Genomic DNA, 24,314 nt, shown 5'->3' with positions numbered 1-24,314 from the left:
TTCAATATAATTTATAAAGCATCGCATGTATTTGTGATGCTTTTTTTGTCTTTTAAACAAAAGTTTACTGATTTTCTGATGATTGTTTTATAGTAATAGTCAGTATGTCACTAAGTCCCTTATTTTCTGTGATTGTACCATCATTACTAAAGGTGTCTCCTACAGCTATAATCGAACCATTACTTAATTCTGCCACATCATAAATATAATCGAACTGAGATCCTCCTGTACTAATTTGCCAAACGATATCTTGATTAGTATCTAGTTTGATAATCCAACCGTCAATTTGCCCTTGATTTTCAGACACATCTCCATCTTCGCTTCGTGATGATCCTGCAATTAAATAACCTCCATCAGTAGTATTGATAATTTTTTCTGCTGTATCAAAATTACTACCTCCAATAGTTTTTTCAGAAATTAAATCTCCAGATGGTGAAATTTTTACTAACCATATATCCGTAACACCTTTGTTAGCTGAAACATCAATATCTGAGCTTTTAGTAGCTCCAACGATTAAATAATTCCCATCATTCGCTTTAGTTATGCTAAATCCATTATCAATATTACTTCCGCCAAAAGACTTTTGCCATTCTAAAATTCCTGTATTTGAGATTTTAATAACCCAGAAATCATAAAAACCTTTGTTATTAGTAATGTCTAAATCATCACTGTCGGATTCGCCAACAATAATATAACCTCCATCATCCGTTTGAACTATATCTTTTGGAGTTTCTGAAAAACCACCACCAAATTGTTTACTCCATTCTAACTTCCCATCTTCAGTAATCTTAATTGCCCAATAATTGCCTCCTGCATGTCTGTTGTTAGTAGTTTTCGTTGTGTCACCTTCACCATTCGATCCCACAACATCTAATTCTCCAACTAGTACATATCCACCTTCACTTGATTTAATTAGAGATGTTCCAAAATCCTCACCAGAATAGCCAAAGGATTTTTGCCAAATAATGACTCCCGTAGAAGATAACTTAAGGACCCAGTAGTCTTTATCGCCTTCATTACTAGTAGCATCTCCATCATTACTTGTGCTATAGCCTAATATTACTAAACTTCCGTCTTGATTTTCTATTATATCATAACCTCTGTCGTCACCAGTTCCTCCATAGGTTTTGCTCCATTGCAATTCGTTTAATCCATCGTATTTTAATAGATAGAAGTCAGCATCTTCTCCTTCCTTATCAGTGATGTCTTGGTCATTACTTAATGTATATCCCAAAACAATATAACCTCCATCCTGAGTAGCTTTAATTGCCTGTGCACTATCATTATTACTTCCTCCGTTAGTTTTGACTTTATCTAACATACCTACATTCATATTGTTATCGGAAACGGAATCTTTATCATCATTCGAACAATTTATAACGATGAATGATATAAGTAGGATCAACGAAACATTTAAAGTTCTTGTCATGGCTACAGTTCTTTTCTTTATGAGATCTTTTGATATAAGTAGATTTGGAACTCTTATTGATGTTTTAAAAAGTCTTAAGGATTAATTAAGATCAATTTAGTGTTTAGAACTTTAATAAATGAGGTTTAGTATATGTTAGAAGTAATATTTTAATCTAATACTATTTTTAAGTTCATAGAATTCATATTGAAACGCAATAGAATGGGAATTAAAACCTTAAAGACTAACGCATCTGAAGAAATGTTTAAAAATGTTCTTGGAATAAATCATTAACAAAATCCGCAATACTGATTTGGTTATTTTTGATCAATTCTTGTTTTGCATTTTCTATGTCGGCTGGTATTTTATCTTGGCTTAATTTAAATTTACCTTCCCAATGCTGTACTTCAATCTCAAAACAATGAATATACGGAACCAAACGGTCCATCCTAGGGTCTTCTTTTAATAGTTTAAAACCATCATTGGGATTTTCTAAAAAGTCAGTCATTACTACCATTGATTCTTTAATTAATTCTGGATCTTTGATCGTCTTTACGATACCTGCTGCGTGTGAAATAATGTAATTCCAGGTGGGTAATTGCTTGGTAGTATAAATCGTTGGAGAAATATAGGTTTGAGGTCCTTGGAAAATAGCTGTGACTGGATAGTCATTTTGCAATAATTCTACATGTGGATTATTAGCGTCTATGTGGCCGACAAGAGTGTCTCCATTTAGAATTAATGGTGCGTGAGTAATGTATGGTGTTTTGTCTTTGGCAGATACTAAGGTAGCAAAAGGATATGCTTTAGCTACACTTTTAATGTTCTCTACGTTATAGTCTTGATGATGTTTTGGTGGATACACAGACTATACGTTAAATTGTTGTAAATGATGATCTAAATGCTTGTATTGCATTTTTCCCCATTGATCTTTGGTAAACTGTCCAAACATAGGATGCGGATCCCATTCGGAAATAGTTCTCTTTTCTGAGAATTCACTAATTAAATTTAATAATACCTTTTTTTCTTCTTCAAAAACTTTACTATCAACAACTTTTAATTTTGGATGTGTAGGTAAATTTTTTTTCCAAGGTTTGTCGTTATACAAGGATTTTTTAAAGAATATCTTAGCCAATAAATTTGGTTTTACCGTTGGATGCTCTTTTTTAAGTGCAATTTTTAAAGGAAACTGACAATGAAATAACATTTGAGAAATATCCATTTTGCCCCAATTTGGAGAGCTTTCTGTAGATAATTTCTGAATTCTACCTTCTATTTCATTTTTTACGGGTTCATCAAAAAGAGATTTCATCTTTTGGCATATTTAAGATATACACACCAAAAATAACAGAATTATTTTAAATATGATCCATAAAAAACCTAAGCTATTGCTAAAATAACTTTAAAGATTAATCGTAAAAATAAATGATTTAATTATCCGACCTTTTCGAAGACCAGTTTAAGAATTCCTTCCAAATCTCCGTTTGCTGATATATCCGAAGGTGTTCCAAGATTTATCATCAGAGGCTGATCCTTAATTTTTCCCATTAAAAAATATTGGAAAGTAGTGCCAGATTTAAATTTAAAACCTTTCAATTCAGATCCAAAGGAAGTAAATGTTACAGCCGTTTTAGAAGAGTTATCTGCTCCAAAAGCATCGATAGTAGCGTCAAATACTGCAGTTAGCATATCGTCACTGTAATAATCCCATTTAATAGAGGTTCCATTACATGCTTGCAACTCAAATTCTGATTGCGCTTGACATCCTCTTGGTACTTGTATGTGGTTTCCTACTAAATTTAAGAAGCTTATGCGTTTCCTGTCTTGTCCATAAAAACTAATGGTAGCTAATAGTAATGCGAAGGTAATAATGTTCTTCATAAATAGGTTAATTTGAAGTTGTTAAATTCTCTTTTTTTAGATTATGGGTGTTCAAATATAGTAAAACTTTCATTTTCAAACAAATATATGTATAAAGAATCTTAGAATATCGACAGGGTAGACAATTTTTATTTTTGTAAATTATAGAATAATATATTGTATTTGAGCGGACTAGTTTATATATAAGTATCGAAAAATTTAGGGAATAATACTTCTAAAAAAAAATATATGATTGAAAATAATGCTTCATTTTCGATTAGAAAATGGAATGAAAATGATCGTCCAAGAGAAAAATTATTGGTTAAAGGGAAGAATTCTTTAAGTGATTCGGAGTTAATAGCGATTTTAATAGGTTCTGGGAATAAAGAAGAAAGTGCCGTAGCATTAAGCAAAAGAATTTTAGCAAGTGTGGATCATCAAATTAATGCTCTTAGTAAACTTTCAGTAAAACAGCTCATGGATTTTAAAGGAATTGGAGAAGCAAAAGCAATATCAATAGTAGCAGGTTTAGAGTTAGGAAAAAGAAGAAAAGAAGAAAGTGTTCCGATGATACCTAAAATAGGGTCGAGTATGGATGTATTTCATATAATGAATCCAATTATAGGGGATTTGGAACATGAAGAGTTTTGGGTTTTGTTTCTTAATAATTCTAATAAGGTTTTACAAAAGAAGCAAATAAGTGTAGGAGGGAAGACTAGCACTTTGGTAGATCCAAGAATTGTGTTTAGATCTGCGCTAGAATTTAATGCCACAGCAATTATATTGACACATAATCACCCTAGCGGAACTTTAGTGCCAAGTGAATCCGATAAAGCCTTGACACAAAAATTGAAACAAGCAGGTATGAGTTTAGATATTAAACTATTGGATCACTTAATAATTACAGAAAAGGATTATTTTAGCTTCGCAGATCAAGCTATACTATAATAACTATGCTATTAATCCATGTTTACAAGATAACACCTAGAGTATTATACACTTTTAAGCATATCTGTAAAAGAGTTTTGGGTTTGGAAGTTGATTTTACTTCCAAAATTGAATCTTTTATTGCCCATGATGGTCCAAAATTATCTTATGGTAAACAACCTTTAGGAAAAGAGCTTTATTTTCAAAGCGTGGATTTGCTTTTTGAGCACGGTTTCAACGAAGTAGAAATACAAGTAATGCCTTGGGAAGATACTCAGTGTTTTTTTTCGGTTAAAAACCAAAGTACGGCTTTGCCATTTGATATATTCGCGGCAACATTTTATTTGTTGACAAGATATGAAGAGTATTTACCTCACGTAAAAGACGAACTCGGAAGATTTGCCGCAACAGAAAGTATTGCTTATCAGAATGGTTTTTTGCATGAGCCTGTTGTTGATATTTGGGCGCTAAAGTTTAAAAAAATACTAAAGGAAAAGTATCCAGATATTAGATTTAAAGAAAAAGAGTTTAAGATTCAACCTATCATTTATGTGAGTCAGACTTTTGCGTATTGGCAAAAAGGAATTTTAAGATCTGTAGGAGGAGGTATTAGAGATCTATGGCAGTTAAAAGTTAATGAAGTTACTGATAGAGTCAAAGTAATATTGGGGATTAAAAAAGATCCGTACAATACTTTTGATTTTGTGATTGATTTGCAAAAAAATATACATAGAAAATGTCTCATGTTTTTTGGCTTAGGGGATTACACGAATTTTGAAAAAAATATCAACCATAGTAATCCAGAACATAAGAAAGTTATTAAACATGTATCAGATTATTTAGATGTTGGTTTGAAGGTTTCATATGATGCTATTGCCGACTTAGAAATATTAAAGCAAGAAAAAACGAGAATAGAGAATATTGTGAATAGACAATTAAAGTCTTCATTATGTTCTTTTTATAAAATAAAACTTCCTGAAGCATATCGAAACTTTATTGAATTAGAAATTCAAGAAGACTATTCAATGGGGTATCCCGGACATGCTGGTTTTAGGGCAGGGACTTGTACACCTTTTTTGTTTTATGACTTGGATTACGAAGTACAAACGCCTTTGGTGATTTATTCTTTTTGTATCACTCCTAAAAGTTTTGAGAATGCTGATAACGAGTATGTTGTTAGGCAAGAAATTATAGATTACTTGGAAAAAGTGGAAAAAGTAAATGGATTATTTATTCCTGTTTTTAGTAATGGCTTATTAGGGGATCTTAATGAGCAACCGTTTTGGAAATCAATTTTTAAATTTATTTGGACTAGGGATGAGACTAACAAAAATTGATCACATATTTTTTGATCTTGATCACACTCTTTGGGATTTTGATAGAAATTCGACTTTAGCATTTCAAAAGATGTTTGATAAATTCAATATCGAAATAGATGTTTATCAGTTTTTGAGTGTTTATCAGCCTATCAACTTACAATATTGGAAGTTGTATAGAGAAGAAAAAGTGACGAAACAAGAGTTGCGCAGAGGGCGTTTAATAAAAGCTTTTAATGCTTTTAGTATATCTTTTTCAATTGAAGTGATAGATCAGTTGTCTGAAGATTATATAAATTTTCTTCCTTTAAATAATTATTTGATAGAAGGTGCTGTGGAGTTGTTAACCTATTTAAAACCAAACTATCATTTGCATATTATAACAAATGGCTTTAGAGAGGTGCAAAACACCAAGCTATCTAATTCTAACATAGCACAATATTTCAAGACTGTAACGAATAGTGAGGATGTAGGTGTTAAAAAACCAAACCCAATTATATTTGAGCATGCGATAGCTATTTCTGGCGCGAATATTGATAATAGTTTGATGATTGGAGATAACTATGAAGCAGATATTTTAGGGGCAGAATCTTTGGGGATCAGGTCAATATGTTTCAACTATCATCGGGAACAAATACCTCAGGATATATTGCAAGTTTCTTCATTAAATGAAATAAAAAATTACATTTAGTAATAAATATTTGTATATTTTCGTTAGATACTAAACAACTCCCCCAGATGAAAACAAAAAAAACTTATGCATTGCTGCTGTTTTTCAGCGCAATAATGTCAACCGTTTCGTGCGTTGAAGAATTAGATTTCGAGCAACTAGAAGATGTTGTTTTAACTCCTGTCTTTGAGGCGGATTTTATTTATTCAGAATTTGATATCGAGGAATATATTCCAGATGGACTTCCTCCTGATACAGAATTTACCATACCTCCTGAGGTTGTAAGGGATACTGCAAATTATGATTTAGTAGGAACTGATTTTGCAGTGGATAATTTAGATAGAGTCGAACTTACAATCGAAGTTCGTAATACTATTGAGCGAGCATTTCTTATTCAATTTCAATTTTTAACCGAAAATGATCAACCAATCGGACAATTATACAATGTTCCTGTGCAAGCAGGAATGGGACCAGGTACACAACCGGTTGTATCTTTCTCAGATCCTGATCCAATTGTTTTAGATAATGCTACTTTAAACCAATTGTCTTCTGCCCAAAAAATTGCAACAGAAATCATTGTACCCACATTAAACACGGACTTAAGAGGTGTTTTACATATTAGATCAAAAGCCAGTTACTATGTAAATTATGAATTATGAGAATCTTATTGTGCCTTTTTTTAGGTTTATTGGGATGCTCATTATATTCTCAAAATAAAGAAACCTTATACGATTTTACTGATCTACCGCAGTCGCTTATGCTTAATCCAGGCGCAGAGGTGAATTTTAAATATCACGCTGGAGTTCCTTTTTTATCTCAGATACATCTAAACGTTGGCTTTAGAGGAGCCTCAATCTATGATGTGTTTGCAGATGATGGTAGGGATATTAATGATAAAATAGAGAATACAATCAATACACTTACTAGTAACGACTACTTCACTTTAACAGAACAATTAGAGTTACTTAGTTTTGGTTGGCGTAGCAAAAACAATAAAGATTTGTATTATTCAGGCGGATTGTACCAGGAGCTTGATCTGATTGTATATTTTCCTAAAGACTTCGCAGTTCTAGCTTATCAAGGAAATCAGGATTTTATAAATGTCCCATTTCGGTTTTCTAATATAAGAGCTACCGGAGAATTGCTAACAGTGTATCATTTTGGTTACAATAAAAAAGTAAATAAGAAATTAACTTTTGGAGCTAGAGCAAAGTTGTATTCTAGTATTTTTAATTTTAGAAGTACAAAAAATCGTGGGACATTTACTACTATCGAGACTCCACAAGGTAATAACATCTATCAGCATGTAATTAGCAATGCTGATGTAAGTATACAAACAGCAGGTTATGCGTCTCTGCGAGATATCGAATCTGAGGATAATGCAGATGGTGCTAGTCAAGTGGTGAATAAGTTTATTGGAAGAGCATTTCTTGGAGGAAACTTAGGAGTAGGTGTAGATCTAGGATTTAGTTATAAAATAGAAGATCAGTGGACGCTTACGGGAAGTATGACAGATTTAGGAATGATTTTTTACACCAAAGATGTGGAGACTTATAGGGCAAGAGGTAATTTTGTTTTTGAGGGATTAGAAACTCCCATTACAGATGATAATGGGCAAGATATATTGAATGAATTAGAAGAAGCAATACCGATTGATACGCTAAGTACAAGTTATGCCGCATTAAGACCATTAAAACTGAACAGTTCTATAAGGTATTCGTTTAACAGATATGATGACGGTACTTGTAACTGCGCGATAGAGGGAGAAGGACCTTTATATCAAGATGCGTTTGGACTGCAAGTATTTACACAATTTAGACCTAAAAGACCTCAATATGCAGCATCATTGTTTTATTACAAACGATTATCCAGTTTTCTGAGAACAAAATTAACTTATACGGTAGACGATTATTCCTTTAAAAACATCGGTTTTTTAATGTCTACTCATTTTAATAAAATTAATTTTTATATTTCGGCAAATAATCTTTTAGAATATTCTAATCTGGCTGATGCGAGAGGAGCATCCGTCCAATTAGGATTTAATGTAATAATGTAATGAATATAACACGTGTTTTCTTTTTTGGGCTTGCTTTTTTCTTTATCAATAATTTCTGGGCTCAAAATTCGGTGAATGATTATAAATATGTAATTGTGCCAGAAGGTTACGTCTTTTTGCGAGAAAATGATGACTATCAATTAAATTCGTTAACCAAGTTTTTGTTTGAAAAATATGGGTTTACTGCTTTTATTCGAGGTGAGGATTTACCAGAAGATTTAAAAACTAATGGTTGCAAGGGTTTAACAGCAGATGTAAGGAAAAATTCTGGATTATTGAAGACCAAACTTATTGTAGATTTAAAAGATTGCAACGGAATAGTTGTATTTAGTACTAAAGAAGGGACTAGTAGAGAAAAAGAGTATAAAAAATCTTATCATGAAGCTTTAAGAAATGCTTTTAAAGATATCCAAGCCTTGAATTATAAGTATAACGGTAAAAAAGAGAATATGGTTGCAGTGAGCAGTCCACAGTCCAATGTGCCAAAAGAAGTAAATAATTCAGTTGAGAACGCAGCGCCTACTATGTCTAAATCAGAGAGTGCAAACTCAATGATAAATGAAAAGAATACTAAAGAGCAGGTTTGGGAAAAAACAATTGTATCTTCTCAGAAAACTATTTCCTTTACTTATAACGATGAAACATATCTTTTCAATAAGAAAGAGTTTGGTTTTGAGTTATCACAAAAAAAGGGGAGTTCTGTTCTTTCTTTAGGCAAGATTTTAAAGTCTAGTAGAAAAAACGACTATATCGTTAAAGCTGGAGATTTAAGTGGTAGTGGTTATTTTGATGCTTATGGTAATTTTATTTTAGATAGAATTAATCCTGTTACTGATAAATTAATCACGGATACTTTTGCGCGTCAATAAACTAGTAATTGTACTTATCTTTCCATCGCAATTTTAGAAATGATCTAAAAGCATTCTCTCGTTGATTATTGCCAGGTTCATAGAGTTTTGTGTTTTCTAGTGATTTTGGTAAAAACTCCTGATCTACAAAGTTATTTGTATGGTCATGAGCATATTTATAATCTTCTCCATATCCTAGTTCTTTCATTAATTTAGTAGGAGCATTTCTTATATGCAAAGGAACAGGTAAATCACCAGTTTGCCTAACTAGTTGTTGCGCTTTATTAATTGCCATGTAGGATGCATTACTTTTTGGAGAAGTTGCTAGATAAACTGCACACTGGCTTAAGATGATTCTGGCTTCTGGGTACCCAACTGTGGTTACAGCCTGAAAAGTGTTATTTGCCATAATAAGTGCTGTAGGATTCGCATTTCCAATATCTTCCGAAGCTAAAATAATCATTCTTCTGGCCAAAAATTTAAGATCTTCTCCACCTTCAATCATTCTTGCTAACCAATACACGGCTGCGTTTGGGTCACTGCCTCTTACTGATTTGATAAATGCGGAAATAATATCATAGTGCTGTTCTCCGGTTTTGTCATACCTAACAGTGTTTTGTTGCACCAGTTTAAGAACCAGATCATTCGTAATTATTATTTCATTGTTTTCTTGACTACTGACAATCAGTTCAAAAATGTTTAATAATTTTCTAGCATCACCACCACTTAAACGTAATAAAGCTTCCGTTTCTTTGAGTTCAATATTCTTTGATGATATATATTCATCTTGAACCATTGCTCTAGCCAAAAGTGCTTCTAATTCCTTTTTTTCGAAAGGTTTTAAAACATAAACCTGACATCTGGAGAGTAAGGCAGGAATTACTTCAAAACTTGGGTTTTCCGTAGTAGCTCCAATTAACGTTACCCATCCTTTTTCCACTGCTCCGAGTAAGGAATCTTGTTGTGATTTACTAAAACGATGAATTTCATCAATAAAAAGAATTGGATTTTTAGAAGTGAACAATCCACCGCTTTGTTTTGCTTTATCAATTACCTCTCGTACTTCCTTTACACCACTATTAATAGCACTGAGTGTATAAAATGGGCGATCAGATTCACTGGCAATAATATTAGCTAGTGTTGTTTTACCTACGCCTGGAGGGCCCCAAAAAATTAGAGATGGGATGATTCCATTTTTGATCTGTTTGGTTAAGGAACCATCATCACCAATCAAATGTTCTTGACTTAAATACTCTTCTAAGGATCTGGGACGTATTCTTTCCGCTAGAGGTTTGTTCATACCAATTTAGTATGCTGTTAAACTATCATCTCTTTACTACCTTTTTTATTAAGCTGTCGTTTTCAGTGTTAATTCTAAGTAAGTAAATTCCGGACGTCAAAGTAGATAGGTCAAGACTATTTTTATCCAGTTTAAGAGTTATCTTTTGTCCATTAAAAGAAAATAATTCCACTTCGTAGTCTAAACTTTTTCTATTAGTAATATTGATGATATCATTACTGGGATTAGGGTATATGGCAAAACTAGTATCTAAATCAAACTCTTCTACTGAAAGTGTATTAAATAATGTGCAATTAGCAGGGACAGGATTCTGTTCTATATATCCCGTTGGAGTTAAATCTTTTCCAATGAATGCAGAATAATCGTATGAATATCGTTTGCCTCTAAAAATCCATGAAGCAGCAGCACCAGTATTAGTATCTCCTTGGGAAAGAATAACATCATTCCTGTAAGGGGAAATATATTCCCAAACAATTTCTTTTTGAGCATTTATTTCGAATATTTTAGATTTTGTTCCTTCGGTAATCAGAATGTTTCCATTTTCTAATCTATATGCAGAAGATATTAGAGGAGAGAAAAAATCTATAGGATTGCTTTCGTTGGAATAGGACCAATCAGGTTCAGAAGGTAAAAAAGGAGTGGCATTAGTAATAGTGTAATTACCATTTTGATCTACTGGAGGGTTGATAATATCAACAGAAGAAAAATCTCTTCCCGAACCATTATTAAAAAGCATAAACTTTCCTTCATCCTGAAGTCCAGTTGGAATCCAATGCACCGTATGTTGGCCATATAATTTTTGATCGTCGTTTCCTCCTCGATCATATATTTGTGGATTTCCCCATCTATATAGAATATCTCCTCCTTTTCCACTATTTCCTCCAGAGCTTGTGGCAGCTTCAGCAGTTGTTGTAGAATGATCGATCACATAAAACTCACTCAATCTTGGTGAACTAAAAAGTATTTGGTCTAGCTGGTTGTTATAATCTATAGAGCTTATATGCAGCCAGTCAGCATCAGAGTTGGAATTACCAGTAAAGTTAACATCCAGGAGCTCAGGATGATCTGAAATTGTTCCAAAATTGCTTTTCGATGAATCAAAATCCTGAATCAAGTGATCCCATAATCTCCATTCCCATACAATTTCAATATCATCATTACCAATTGGTTTAATTTCAATAATTCTTTCATCATAAAGTTCACCCTCATCTAAAGTAGAAGGATCTCTCCCTATAGCTATAGCTTCTTGTTCTGTTTTTCTATAAGCTACTACAAGTATTATATTTCCATTTGGTAAAGGAAGATAATCATGATGGAAACTAAAATCAGTATCAGAAAAGGTGTATCCCCATATTAAGTTATTGTTCCAGTCTTTTTTTTCTATTCTTCCTGTATTTCCACGAATATTTAATGTTGATTTGTTATCAACATGAGCACTGTAAAGATCTCCATTGTTTGTTATATAATCAACTCCCCAAGCTTTGTAATTACTGCTCCATTCATTAACTATTTCTCCACAATTATTAATTAAAAAAGTCTTACTCGGGAGAAGTGGTGAATTAGGTGATAATAAGGTATATCCAATAAACGAATTATCCGTATTTAATGTTGCACCTAAAGTGTTCTGGGAGTGTGCTGTCGAAGTGATTAATAAAAAACAAATAATAAAAAGAATCTTATAGTCGTATAATTTTATTTCCATGAGATTATGAGATGATTTTTTAATTGTAAAGATAACTTATCAAAGCCAATTAAACTTAATTTAGCAGAAAAATAAGATCTAAATAACTTCTAATTGTAAAACTTTATTATTTATGTTAAAGGGAATCAGGAAGTTTATTATTCTATCACTAATTAATGATTAATTTGTTTAATTGTTTTTTTTATAGGATTACTATTTTTTTAACGGTATCGTTAACCTTTAATAGGTATATCCCAGAAGTTATAATATTCGGGAGTACTAATTTTGTAGTGTTTGAAAATGCGGCATATTGTATAGATTCCAAAGGCACTTTTTTTCCTGTAATTTCGAATAATTCAAAAGAGTAATTTTCTGTCGTTTCTTTAATGAATATGTTCCTATCTATTACAGGTATTGGGTATATGATACTATTATTAATGGGTTCTGAATTAGAGTTTTTACCTGTAAAATAAGGTATAGCATATGCATATGCGTCTTTACCTACTTTTTCTCCAATAAATCTTCCAGGTAAATCGTCTGCAGGTGGATGAATTCCACCCCATATTCGGGATAAAGAACATTGATCTGAAGCATCTCGATAAGTCGCCCATTGTAGCTTAATGTCTACAGAAGGTCCCTCTTCAAAAACAAGAAATTGATTTTTCTTTGCTATGAATTCACCATATCCTCCTGGGAAAAATTCATTTCCAGTTATTAGAGTTAGTGCTTCTGCAGCAGCTCTAGAATACGTGGAATGTCCAGAGACATAACCCGCAAAGGGAGGGGTAACAAATGAAGGTCTTTGATAAGGCCAAAAGTTTTCAGCTAGTATCCAACCCACTCCAGCCTGATCTGTTTCAGGATTAGTTATATAATCAGGTCCTTTCCAAGTGTATAGTTTTATTTTACCTACATTTTGATTGTCAATACCGGATAAAGGGTCATTTTCTGTGACTACCTCAATAAATCCAGAAACCAAGGGTATACCTTCATCTTGATTATAATTAGGTAATTGCGGGTCTGAACTTTGACCTTTGTCTGCCATATAACGTATTGCAGATATAGGGCGTATATAATCATACCATCCTTTGACACTCCAAGCGGAAATTGCGGAATCATGCATGGCTCCTCCTAAAATAAAATAAGTTTTTACATCCCATTCTAATGAACTTAGTGTGGTACCTTGTCCTCCCATTTTTTTGATTAGAGCGGGGTGGTCATTTATATAGTTAAGTATTGTATACCAATGGCCTGGAGGAGTTTCTGAATCTGGACCATCAGCCCAAAATTCAGCTAGTACACGGGCGTAGTCTCCTCTAGGTACTATTTGAGGTTCGTAAGGGGCATTTGTGTATGGGTTTATATCGTATCCATTACTTTGATCTCCTCCCTCTATATAGTTGTAGAAGTTTGGATATTCATTAAAAGAAGTAGGAAAAGAATTTATGTTTTGATTTCCTAGTGATCTCGGAGAAATATCTATCATTACATTGTCTCGTTGATCTAAATGAGATCCCCATATTGCAACCATAGAAAACCCCCATTTATAGTAATCTTCTGATTCAGTATTTAGGTATGGTGGAGGTAGAGGGTCGTGATACACACTGTATTGGTCGTCAAGACGGTTGTATTGAGTTTTATTACTGCTTTTAAGGGCAAATGGTAAAACTTCTCCCCATTCTGGACTTAAAAAGCTTGGGGTTGTTCCTTCAATTAAATTACCACTTTGGTCAATAAATGTATCTAGGCTTAACGGTTGCCAGCGGTTAGGATCTTCTAAAATGGGGTTTCCAGAAACGGCAGGCGCTAGAGGGGAATTTATTGGAGTGTAAAATTCATTCTTATAATCATTTATCTCATTGGAATTGTCTTTTAATCCATACTTAATAATCGTTTCACCAATATAATTACCTAAAGCTGCTGCATTTCCATTTTGATAATCATTCGAAGTATAATCGATGTCATATCCTAACTTGGTCATTAAAAAGTCTAATTTTTCTTTGGTAACCGCCGAACTTGGAGAATTCTTAAATCGTGATGTCAACACTCTATAAACTGCGTAACTAATCGCTTTATTTCTAGATTCTTCAATGCTTTCGTTTGGAAAAAAAACATCCAATGTACTAGAGAAATTATGAACTTGATTTCCAGTCAGGTATGGTCTCGCATTTTCATCATAAATTGCCCAAGCATCATACATTGCAATACTAGTATGAAAAAGATTACGTGCATGTACAGTTGGTCTTGCAAAATCTCCTCTTATCGAAGACAAAAGTACTTCATTCCATAATCTTGCGATGGATATTTCGTCTGGGATTTCATTAGGATTTAAATTGATTACTAGCACGTTTTCTTCACTAGAACAATCATTTGATACTTCCGTAGCTTTGATCTTAGCTAATGTTTCAATTCCCCATCGAACGGTAATAGAGCTTTCTCCTTGTTCAGAAATAATTTCTCCACCTTCTATCTCCCAATTTACTGTAGAATTATTGGAGCCTTCTAAGGTATAAGTTTCTGTACTTAAAAAACTCGGATCAGTATTTCCAATTATTGAATTTGCAGAAAGATATTGACAAGAACCATCAGAAGTGGTTGCTAGAGGGTTATAATTACAAGCTACTGGATCTGTACATCCTCTTATTTTAATACTTGGGTCTATTTCTAATATTTCGTAACCACTTCCTTCTATAGCTTTTATATTCGTATTAATTTCTATGTTTTGATAAACTTCTTCTATACCAGAAGGCCACTTTATAATTAGTTCTAAAATTTCTGAGGATGTATTAAGTCCAAAATGAATGGGTTTAATGCTTTGACCTAAAAAACCTATACCATTATAATAACGTCGATATATTCCTTGATCTGTTTTTAAAGTAATTTTAGTGCCAAAAGCATTTTTGTTTGATGTGACGCCTTCAAGAATAATTTTAAACCAATTTAGATTACTATCTTGGTCATAATCTAGTGTTCTATTTTCGTAAAAAAAAGGATTTCCATCTGTATTGGTTACTATAAGATCAAGATCACCATCGTTATCGTAATCAAAGTCTAAGCCTTCAGTAGAATATCCTATATCCTGAAGTCCTACGATTCTAGTTCTATCTCGAAAGGTTAGAGAATTTTCATTTAATAAATTTTCATAGTAAACATTAAATTCCTTTTGGTTTCCAGGGTAGTCGTATCCATTTACAATAAATAAATCTTCATCACCATCTAAATCAAAATCCGCAAACTTGTTTCCCCAAGCCCATCCAGTGCCACTAATTCCATAAGTTTCAGTGCTGTTTTGAAATGTATTATTACCATTATTTGTTAAAAGAATGTTCCTAGAAATTGCAGTTATGAAAAGGTCAAAGAGTCCATCATTATTAACATCGCTCATGCAAATTCCCATATCATCAGCCGAACTTGAAAGTCCATATTCTTGAGCAGAATCCATAAAAGAAGATCCTTCTTGATTTATCAACAGGCTGTTTGGTTTAATAAGGTCATTCGCAATGTAAATATCCATCCACCCATCTTCATTAAAATCAAATGGAAACGCTGTGTAACTTGGAGAAGAACGGAGATTGAATTCTGGAGCAATCAATTCTTCGGTAAGGTTTGAAAATGTTCCATCACCGTTATTTTTGTAGAGTTTATTTCCAGAACAAGTTCTCCAATCACTTAAAAATAAATCAAGAAATCCATCATTGTTATAGTCAAACCAAGCAGCATTAGTATTTCCACAGGTATCATTTAGATCAAAGCCAGCATCTTCCGTCACTTCTGTGAAGGTTCCATCGGAGTTGTTGTGAAATAGTTGGACTTTATTTAATTGAGTGAAAAAAATATCAGGAAAACCATCGTTATCGTAATCTCCCCAGAAAGCACCAAATTTGTCACCTGTAAGTCCATCAAAATCAGGTGTTTGTTGGTCAATAGAAATAAAGCCTACTAATCCAGATTCTTCTGTTACATCTTGAAAGGTACCATCATTTTCATTTCGATATAGTCTACTTTTACTATATTCTTTATTAGGGTCATCTTTTTCTAAAGAAACTACAAATAAGTCCAAGTCACCATCTCCATCATAATCGGCAACTGCAACGCCATTATTTCTTTTAAGATCGCCTAATCCTACAATCGTTTCTATTCTTTCAAATACTTGTGCGAACCCAAACATTGGGATTATTGAAAATATGATAATATAGTATGATAAATTGTATTTTGAGTGTAAATAGTGTTTCATTCTTTAGTTTTTTACAAAAACTTTTATTATACAAATTTAACGTAATTAATGAAATGTTTTTCCAGAACGATTCATAAAATTAAGGATACATATTGTTTTTATGAGTTTTTTTGTCAGTTTTGAGATAATATACATGAATAATGTAATTCTAGAATTATTTGTATAATGGGTTGATTACAAAACTTTCGGTTTTTGTCTCGAGAATTTCTGTGTTTTGGATGTTGTAATTGTAGAAATGTAAAAAGAATTTACCTTGTTTCTTAAGTTGATTGATTTTTAAATAACTCTAAGTTTCTGACAATTTAGCATATCAACTTATTTTGGATTCTTTTTTGCCTTTTGGTTACTATGGAAAAAGGATATGACTTTAAATTTACAACGGGAGTTATTGGATATCCCATATTATTTGTATTGCTAATTTGGGTAGTGTTTTGGTTTGAGGTGAGATTTGGCTTTGATTTTAATAATTTTGGGATATATCCAAGAACTTTAATAGGGTTGAGGGGGATTCTGTTTTCTCCTTTTATTCATGGAGATTTGTCTCACTTGTGGCATAACACCTTGCCCTTGCTTATTTTATCAGCATCACTTTTCTTTTTCTATCCGAGAAACTCATGGAGAGTGATCCTTATAGGAGGTATTTTAACTGGTGTTTTAACTTGGTTTTTGGGGCGTTCTGCTAATCATATTGGTGCTAGTGGAATAATATACATGTTGTTTGGATTTCTTTTTTTAAAAGGAATTATAGCAAAACATTTCAGGTTAATAGCTCTGTCTTTTGTAGTAGTTTTTATCTATGGGAGTATGATTTGGTATACATTTCCAATTGATCCAAAAATATCATGGGAAGGTCATTTATCTGGACTGATTGTAGGAGTACTTTTGGCATTCATTATTAAGAAGGGAATTGCAATTCCTAAAAGGTATAACTGGGAGTCCGATGATTATAACCCTGAAGAAGATGAATTCCTAAAACACTTTGATGAGAATGGTAATTTTATCGAGAATCTGCCAGAGCCAGATATTGTGGAAAATATTGAGATTATGTACGAATATAATTCTCTGTCAAATAATAATACTGAAGAAGAGTAGAGGAAACTCTTATCTTTTATAACCTTTGTCTAATACATTCGTATAAAAATACTCCACAGGCTACTGAAACATTTAAAGATGCTATTTCTCCATACATAGGTAGTTTAGCCGTATGATCAGCAATCTTTAGAACAGAACTGGATATTCCTTTTCCTTCACTACCCATTACAATAGCCAAAGGAATAGATAGGTTGATATCATAAATAGAATTATTCGCTTTTTCTGTAGCAGCAATTACTTGTATTCCTGAGGCTTGTAGGTAAAACATAGCGTCTTTTATATGGTCCACTTTACAAATGGGTATTTTAAAAATTGCCCCAGTTGATGTCTTTACGGTATCTGCGCTAACAGGTGCGCCTCCTTTTTTCTGGATAATAATGCCATGTACTCCTGTGCATTCAGCGGTTCTGATAATTGCTCCAAAATTACGAACATCAGACAATTGATCAAGGATTAAAAATAAAGGTGTTTCTCCAGATTCTATAACTTTTAACGTCAGGTTTTCTAAATCATGAAATTCTATAGGTGATATAAAAGCAACTGCTCCTTGATGATTTTTACGAGTAAGTTTATTTAATTTTTCAATAGGAACATATGAAGATGATATGTTTTTGCCTTTTGCTAATTCTAATAATTCTTTAATCAGTTCTCCTTTTAACCCTTTTTGGATGAAAAGCTTATCTATTGTTTTTTCAGAATTAATTGCTTCGATTATAGAGCGTATACCGAAAATTAAGTGCTCTTTATTCATAATTTGAAATTATTAAAACAAAAACATCCTGATGAAATTTCATCAGGATGCTCAAATTTATTGTTAGAAACTAAATAAATTTAATTTTTATTAGCAACAAATGCCGCAGGGCTCCATCCACCTATACCAACTGATGCTCTTGCTGTTATAGTAAGAGTTCCAGTACAAGCGAATAAGAAACCAGTTCCTCTTGTTTCGATAAAACCTTGACCATAAGGGCAGCCAAAGTTGTCACAATGCCAAGCTTCTTGTCTTGCAATAGTCGCTATCCCAGAATTCGGGTCCACACTTATTACAACATTATAATCTTGCTCACCAGTTGCAGGGTTTACATGCTCAAAAGGATTTACCATAGTTATCTCGTTAGGACCTGGTCCAGCAATAACTTCGAATTGTCCGTCAGAACCACTTGCTTCATATCCCCATACATCATTTGTAATAGTATATGTTCCTACCGCTTCTTCAACTGTAAAAGGGCAAGAAATAAAAGTAGTATATACTAAAGCTTGTTGCAAACCAGGGTTGTTAATGTCTCCTAAGAATTGTGTTTCATCAAGACCATTAAATACAGTTCCATCATTACCTGTAATTTCAACAAAGAAATCAAATTGATCTCCAGGTCCTAGATCTGGAACAGTTACTCCCAAAGCAGCGGCAAGATCAGCTGCTGTTATTGAAAGATCGGCAGGGAAATCTGTAATCGTTCTTAAAGGAAATAAAATTCTGTTCTCATCTGCATCCTCAGCTAAATTATAGTTTACGAATATTTCATAAGATGCTACGTTGTCAAAAGGAGCAACTAGTTTTGCTTCAAAAGATGATCCTTCAATATTCGTTACGTCTATTACAGGTGAATCTATGCTATCAAAATATACCCAAGGGGCATTAACGGTGTCAGTAATTTGATTTTTCTCATCGTCTTCGCAAGAGAAAAATAGAGTGGTAGAAAAAACTACCAGACATAATTTTACTAAATTTTTCATATTTTAATTTTTAATTTTTTTTATTAGTCCACAAATCCTTCTGGGTTTGTATCCCAAAATACTGGAACCGCTTGATTTGGCTTTTGTTCAACATTGCTGTTTCTGTCAACCAAGTTACTTGGATATAAGAAAGATCTAATGTAAACACCAGGGTTAGCTAATAACGATGGCTGTAAGTTTTCTGGTTTACCAGTTCTTCTGTAGGTATTGTATGCTTCAATACCATTTCCAAATAATGCGATATAGTATTCTTTTATGATGATTTCTAATCTTTCATCATCATCAGCTGCAGAGTCATAATTAGCAAGAACCTCATCTATATAGTCTTGTACATCTAATGCAGTTGGAGCAAAAGCAGCAACGGTAAGGTCAGGTCTGAAGTTCATTACTTTAGCGAATGACTTTGTCATTCCATCTTCCAAGTATGTTCTTGCGTTACCTGTAGTTCCTAATTCTAGAGCAGCCTCTGCCAACATGAAATCAACATAAGTACTTAACATAATTGGAGAAATACCAGCACCTTGTGCACCAACTGTTCTATCATTTGTTCCATCGAAACTGTTGTCATCGAATCTTCCTCCAATAGGATATACACCCCAGTCTGCTCTGTCATTCTCATCTGGTGGGATACCATCATTATCGTGGTGATCTCTACCGTTATACCCTTCAGCAGCTGTACAGAAAACAGTACCTGCAGGATAGTGAGCAGGAGCAGTTTCTACGATACAAGGTAATGCGTTAGCATCTGTAGAACGGTTTCCTCTATTTCTATAGAAATAATATCTAATTCTAGGATCTGCAGCTGCTTTGTCGTTTAATAATAAATCCATATAAGAGTTAGACTGATAATCAGCTACACCATTATCAAAATTTCTTGCAAATACAGGGTGTCTACTATCTGGATTTGCATCAACAGTAGAATATTGAAATTGGAAATCCTGATCAGCGGTTTGGATATAGTCACCACTAGCAATAATAGCGTTAATACCTGTAGTAGATGCTGCAGCATTTACTAATCTTGTTTGTAAATATAATTTGATCTTTAACGTATTAGCAAAACGAATCCACTTATCCTTATCTCCATCGTAGTAAAGATCAACAGCAGGTTCCGCTGCAGGAGTTTGATTTAAATTCGCGATCGCAGAATCTAATAGGTCAAACATTGCATCATAAATAGCTTGACCACTGTCAAGATTAGGGTTTTCATTTTCTAAACCTAATATAGCTTCAGAATAAGGAATGTCTCCTAAGTAATCAACTAAAGTAGCGATCGAATACGCTTCTATAATCTGTCCAATACCAATGTGAGTAAATAGACTTAGTTCTTGCGCTAATGGAGCCATAGCTCTGTTATCCGCTAAAATACCTGCATAAGCAGTAGTGTATGGTCCATTTAACTGCGCCGGTCCGTATCCATTATCATAGGTTGGACCGAATTGGTGAAGTATACGAGTTACTTCCATTCCTTCTTCGGTTATTCCTTCGAAGAAGGTAGCACCACTTTGTTGGATACTGTTCAGGAAAAAGTCGATATCTGCCTGATCTGGTCTAAGTAAATTCGGACTTTCCAGAATCTCTAGCTCTGTTGTTTCACAAGAATTGAATCCCAAAGCCACAACCAGTAGGAATAAAATTCTTTTTATATTATTTTTCATATTTATCATTTTTGTATTAAATAAAATTAGAAAGTAGCTCTAAAACTAAGACCATATCTTCTTGAACTTGGTCCAGTTATAAAGTCAATACCTTGCCCGTTACCAACTCCTGTACTTAGGGTGTTAGTGTCAAAATTAACGTCATCAGGGAAGTTAAATGCTTTGTACCATAAATTAGATCCAAGTAACGTAATTGATAATGATCCAAAAGGAGTTTTGTTTAAGAACTCTTTTTTGAAATCATAACTAAGACTAACTTCATTTAATCTTAAAGTAGTACCATCATATATTTGCGATTCGTTTGGTCCAAAACCGAAGTTACCAAAAAATACGTTTGTAGCAGTGATAGGAATGTTATTTGGTGTTCCATCTTGGAAAACACCTGGTAGTATGTAAGCTCCTCTTCTGTCTAATGGATTATCAGAGTCTACAACACCACGACCTACAAGAGTAGAAGCAGTTTGTGAGAAAATGTCTCCACCATGTCTATATTGGAAATCAAAAGAGAATTTAAATCCTTTATAAGAGAAAGTATTCTTTAGTGTTCCTGTCCAATCTGGGTTAGGATCACCAATGATTTCAATATCTGTAGTAGCTAAATATAAACCATCACTACCAACAATTGGGTTACCATCAGCATCTCTTTGGATTGCTGTTCCTTGAAGGATACCAAAAGCTTCTCCAGCGATAGCATAGTTTGCAGGTCTACCTCCAATAGAAGCAGTTAGAGCAATTTGATCAGTTGGTAATTCTGTTACAACGTTTTCATCAGCATAGAAGTTACCGTTGATTAACCATTTGAAATTATCAGTTTTCCACGGAGTGATATCAAAATCAACCTCGATACCTTCGTTTTCAGATTTACCTAAGTTTACTACCTTGTTTGTAAATCCAGAAGCAGGATCTAAAGCTTGGTTTGTAATTAAGTCCTTAGTATTTCTTTTAAATAAACTAACGTTTAAACCTACTCTATTGTTGAAGAAACGAGTTTCAACTCCAATTTCAAATTCTTGGAATCTTTCTGGCTTCAAATCTGCATTACCTAATACATTAGATACAGCGTTGCTAGAAATTACATTTCCTTGGGCATCTACGAAAGCTCTAGAATTAAGTCCTAAAGTATTTCTAGTACTAAATGCTCCAGGTGCTCCTGCAGATTCTCCGTACGCTACTCTTGTCTTTAAGTAGTTAAACATATCTCCTTGTAAACCAGGTATAGCATCTGTAGCAATTAACGAGATACTCGCTCCAGGATATAAGATTGAGTTGTTGTCTTGTTCTAATGTAGAGAACCAGTCATTTCTAACAACTCCATTAAAGAATAAGTAATTCTTATAATCTAGACTAACATCTGCATATACACCGATCGTGTTATCTTCAAATTCTAAATCTAAACGACCACCATCGAAATCAGCTGTAGATTGATTAACGAAATTGAAATGTCTTAAAACTCCAAACGCTAACTGCTGAGTACTTAAAGTACCCTCTTGTTGGTATGTATTTCTCCTTGTATTCAAACCAGCAATAAAAGTTAACCCAATATTTTCGTTTAATTGCTCATAACCATTTAAGATTAAACTGTTATCAAAAATTGTGTTTCTAACTTGAATTGTTCTGTAGAATCCTGTTACATCACCATCAACACCACCTTTGTTTTGTCCGTTAGTGTTAAATTCAGTAAACGTATTTAAACCTGCTCTATATGTTAAAGAGTAGTTGTCATTAAAATTATAAGTAAGACTAGCATTACCAAAAATGTTATCTGTTTCCTGAGTAACTTTAGCGTTTGCTATTGTCCATAAAGGATTCTGGATATCATTACCTGATCTATAGTAAACACTTCTTCCGTCTTGTGCTTGGAAAGGTAAACCAAATAAATCAACACTTCTTGGTGTATAAAGAATATCACCAAAAACAGAACTACCACCACCAACAGTTCCACTACCAGCAGATGCTGAAATTGGAGGAGTTTTTAATCTAGAATTTGTATAGTTTGCAGTTCCTTGGAAAGTTATTTTGTTACTTAATTTTGCTTTACCACCAAAACCAATGTTATTTCTAGTTAACTGGTTTCCTGGTGTAAAACTGTCTTGATCAAAATAACTGTAGTTTGCACTAAAAGATGCATTTTCATTTCCTCCAGTCATACCTATAGAAGTATTGGAGATAAAACCAGTCTTGAAAAATCTGTCAACACTATCATAAGGTCTGTAAGCATAATCTGAAGCTGCGATATCTTCAAAACCAACAACTAATGATTGATCAGCTAATTGAGAAAGTGGATTGGCAACGAATTGGTTCCCTGGAGCACCACTTCTATATAAAGAGTTACCACTTATATCTCTGTTAAAACTTGGCCCCCAGTTACTAAAGAAGAATCCGAAGTTTTGATGGAAACCACCACCATATTCATCCTGATACTTTGGTAATACTGCTTCTTCAGCAAAAAGAGATTGAGAAAAAGTAACTTCAAATTTTTTGTTTGAAGCTTTTGCAGCTCCTGTTTTTGTAGTAATAAGAATTACCCCATTTCTACCTTCTTGTCCGTATAATACAGATGCACTAAGACCTTTAAGTACGTTTACGCTTTCGATGTTATTTGGATCAATATCCAAGAATCTACTTGATTCCGTAACGTTGTTAAAGAAAGCATTCTGTTGGTTTGTATTATTAGCGAAAGGAACACCATCTACAATAAATAGTGGCTGGTTACTTCCCGAAACAGTAGATAAACCACGAATAATGATATTTGTTCCAGAACCTGCAGTACCGTTTGTAGATGTGATATTCAAACCAGCTGCTTCACCCGATAGGATTCTACCAAGGTCTGCACTAGACTGTTCTTGAATATCATCAGATGCAACGGTAGAGATAGCATAACCTAAAGATTTTCTTTCTCTCTTAATACCTTGTGCAGTTACAACAACTTCTTCAAGTGTCGCTGCATCTTCTTCAAGTTGTACATTGATGGTGTTGCTGTCCCCAACCACAACTTCTTTTGTTGTAAATCCTAAGTAACTGAAAGAAAGTACAGCTCCTCTGTTCACTTCGATAGTAAAGTTACCATCAAAATCGGATTGAGTACCCTTACTGGTACCTTTTACAACGATGTTTACCCCTGGAAGCGGTAACCCACTATTGTCGGTCACATTACCTGAGATCGTTTTTTCTTGTGCAAACGTTAGTTGCACTACAAACGCCAGCAATAGCGTTAGAATTCCTCTAAACTTTGTTCTCATTTTATAATTTATTTGAATTAGCCAATGCCAAAAATCATAATAATATCTTAATTAAACAACTTTTATTTAGTTAAAAATTAAATTATTGTTCAGGTCAAGTTAATATAATGTGAAATCCCACTATAACGTTGTAGTTCTGTGATTAGGCATATTTTTGGTCTGTTTTTTGGTCGTCAATTTGATGGATTAAACTATTGTTTTAGGATTCATTTTTCAGTCTAAATCTTTTGTTTTGAGTTTGTTATAGTCTGGGTGCGTTCTTTAGGTTTTAGTGGGTAGGGTGGTTTTAAGAGT

At 33.5% G+C, this 24,314-nt stretch carries 18 protein-coding genes; 7 read left to right on the top strand and 11 right to left on the bottom strand.

Annotated elements, in window-relative coordinates:
* Positions 1–64 precede the first annotated feature (64 nt).
* The 4 genes from Q1B37_RS18175 to Q1B37_RS18160 all read right to left on the bottom strand — a co-directional run bounded on the left by Q1B37_RS18175 (position 65) and on the right by Q1B37_RS18160 (position 3,289).
* Complete coding sequence (locus Q1B37_RS18175; RefSeq protein WP_299900932.1) at positions 65–1,429, bottom strand: hypothetical protein; 1,365 nt, start codon at positions 1,427–1,429, stop codon at positions 65–67.
* 244 nt (positions 1,430–1,673) lie between these two features.
* Positions 1,674–2,273: an FMN-binding negative transcriptional regulator gene (locus Q1B37_RS18170; RefSeq protein WP_299900929.1), complete on the bottom strand. Its 600-nt coding sequence runs from the start codon at positions 2,271–2,273 to the stop codon at positions 1,674–1,676.
* Positions 2,274–2,276: 3 nt separating this feature from the next.
* On the bottom strand, positions 2,277–2,720 hold the full coding sequence (locus Q1B37_RS18165) for a DUF1569 domain-containing protein (RefSeq protein WP_299900926.1): 444 nt from the start codon (positions 2,718–2,720) through the stop codon (positions 2,277–2,279).
* Between the two features lie 122 nt (positions 2,721–2,842).
* Positions 2,843–3,289 (bottom strand): hypothetical protein, encoded by a 447-nt coding sequence (locus Q1B37_RS18160; protein WP_299608435.1) that lies wholly within the window; start codon positions 3,287–3,289, stop codon positions 2,843–2,845.
* Positions 3,290–3,517: 228 nt separating this feature from the next.
* Here Q1B37_RS18160 and radC point away from each other — a divergent pair, with 228 nt between their 5' ends.
* Genes radC through Q1B37_RS18130 form a run of 6 tightly spaced genes read left to right on the top strand, consistent with a single transcriptional unit; the run spans position 3,518 to position 9,106 of the window.
* Positions 3,518–4,216, top strand: a complete 699-nt coding sequence (gene radC / locus Q1B37_RS18155) for a DNA repair protein RadC (RefSeq protein WP_299608433.1) — start codon at positions 3,518–3,520, stop codon at positions 4,214–4,216.
* Positions 4,217–4,221: 5 nt separating this feature from the next.
* Entirely contained in the window at positions 4,222–5,532 is a 1,311-nt protein-coding gene (locus Q1B37_RS18150) for a polysaccharide deacetylase family protein (RefSeq protein ID WP_299900923.1), read from the top strand.
* Positions 5,513–6,202 (top strand): YjjG family noncanonical pyrimidine nucleotidase, encoded by a 690-nt coding sequence (locus Q1B37_RS18145; protein ID WP_299900921.1) that lies wholly within the window; start codon positions 5,513–5,515, stop codon positions 6,200–6,202. The genes Q1B37_RS18150 and Q1B37_RS18145 overlap by 20 nt, the downstream gene beginning before the upstream one ends.
* A gap of 47 nt (positions 6,203–6,249) precedes the next feature.
* Entirely contained in the window at positions 6,250–6,840 is a 591-nt protein-coding gene (locus Q1B37_RS18140) for a hypothetical protein (RefSeq protein WP_299900918.1), read from the top strand.
* Positions 6,837–8,237, top strand: a complete 1,401-nt coding sequence (locus tag Q1B37_RS18135; RefSeq protein ID WP_299900915.1) for a DUF5723 family protein — start codon at positions 6,837–6,839, stop codon at positions 8,235–8,237. The genes Q1B37_RS18140 and Q1B37_RS18135 overlap by 4 nt, the downstream gene beginning before the upstream one ends.
* Positions 8,237–9,106, top strand: a complete 870-nt coding sequence (locus Q1B37_RS18130; RefSeq protein ID WP_299900913.1) for a hypothetical protein — start codon at positions 8,237–8,239, stop codon at positions 9,104–9,106. The genes Q1B37_RS18135 and Q1B37_RS18130 overlap by 1 nt, the downstream gene beginning before the upstream one ends.
* A 1-nt stretch (position 9,107) precedes the next feature.
* Here the strand turns inward: Q1B37_RS18130 and Q1B37_RS18125 are convergent, their stop codons facing one another.
* From Q1B37_RS18125 to Q1B37_RS18115, 3 genes are all read right to left on the bottom strand, one after another.
* A complete protein-coding gene (locus Q1B37_RS18125; RefSeq protein ID WP_299900911.1) occupies positions 9,108–10,385 on the bottom strand; it encodes a replication-associated recombination protein A in 1,278 nt (425 codons plus the stop codon).
* 25 nt (positions 10,386–10,410) lie between these two features.
* Complete coding sequence (locus tag Q1B37_RS18120; protein WP_299900908.1) at positions 10,411–12,087, bottom strand: aryl-sulfate sulfotransferase; 1,677 nt, start codon at positions 12,085–12,087, stop codon at positions 10,411–10,413.
* Between the two features lie 181 nt (positions 12,088–12,268).
* On the bottom strand, positions 12,269–16,300 hold the full coding sequence (locus Q1B37_RS18115; protein ID WP_299900904.1) for an FG-GAP-like repeat-containing protein: 4,032 nt from the start codon (positions 16,298–16,300) through the stop codon (positions 12,269–12,271).
* A gap of 348 nt (positions 16,301–16,648) precedes the next feature.
* Between Q1B37_RS18115 and Q1B37_RS18110 the strand changes: the two genes are divergently transcribed.
* The gene (locus Q1B37_RS18110) at positions 16,649–17,392 is read left to right on the top strand and encodes a rhomboid family intramembrane serine protease (RefSeq protein ID WP_299900901.1); all 744 of its coding nucleotides are present in this window, start codon (positions 16,649–16,651) and stop codon (positions 17,390–17,392) included.
* Positions 17,393–17,408: 16 nt separating this feature from the next.
* Here the strand turns inward: Q1B37_RS18110 and rlmB are convergent, their stop codons facing one another.
* From rlmB to Q1B37_RS18090, 4 genes are all read right to left on the bottom strand, one after another.
* Positions 17,409–18,143 (bottom strand): 23S rRNA (guanosine(2251)-2'-O)-methyltransferase RlmB, encoded by a 735-nt coding sequence (gene rlmB / locus Q1B37_RS18105; RefSeq protein ID WP_299900898.1) that lies wholly within the window; start codon positions 18,141–18,143, stop codon positions 17,409–17,411.
* 80 nt (positions 18,144–18,223) lie between these two features.
* The gene (locus tag Q1B37_RS18100; protein WP_299900895.1) at positions 18,224–19,126 is read right to left on the bottom strand and encodes a hypothetical protein; all 903 of its coding nucleotides are present in this window, start codon (positions 19,124–19,126) and stop codon (positions 18,224–18,226) included.
* A gap of 23 nt (positions 19,127–19,149) precedes the next feature.
* Entirely contained in the window at positions 19,150–20,781 is a 1,632-nt protein-coding gene (locus tag Q1B37_RS18095) for a SusD/RagB family nutrient-binding outer membrane lipoprotein (RefSeq protein WP_299900892.1), read from the bottom strand.
* Positions 20,782–20,807: 26 nt separating this feature from the next.
* Positions 20,808–24,020 carry a SusC/RagA family TonB-linked outer membrane protein gene (locus Q1B37_RS18090; RefSeq protein WP_299900889.1) on the bottom strand — a complete coding sequence of 1,071 codons (3,213 nt, stop codon included), beginning with the start codon at positions 24,018–24,020 and terminating at the stop codon, positions 20,808–20,810.
* Positions 24,021–24,314 lie beyond the last annotated feature (294 nt).

The sequence above is a fragment of the uncultured Aquimarina sp. genome, assembly GCF_947492965.1.
Lineage (GTDB): Bacteria > Bacteroidota > Bacteroidia > Flavobacteriales > Flavobacteriaceae > Aquimarina.
The sequence above is the reverse complement of the archived record's forward strand: the minus strand, read 5'-3'. Positions and strand labels throughout refer to the sequence as shown.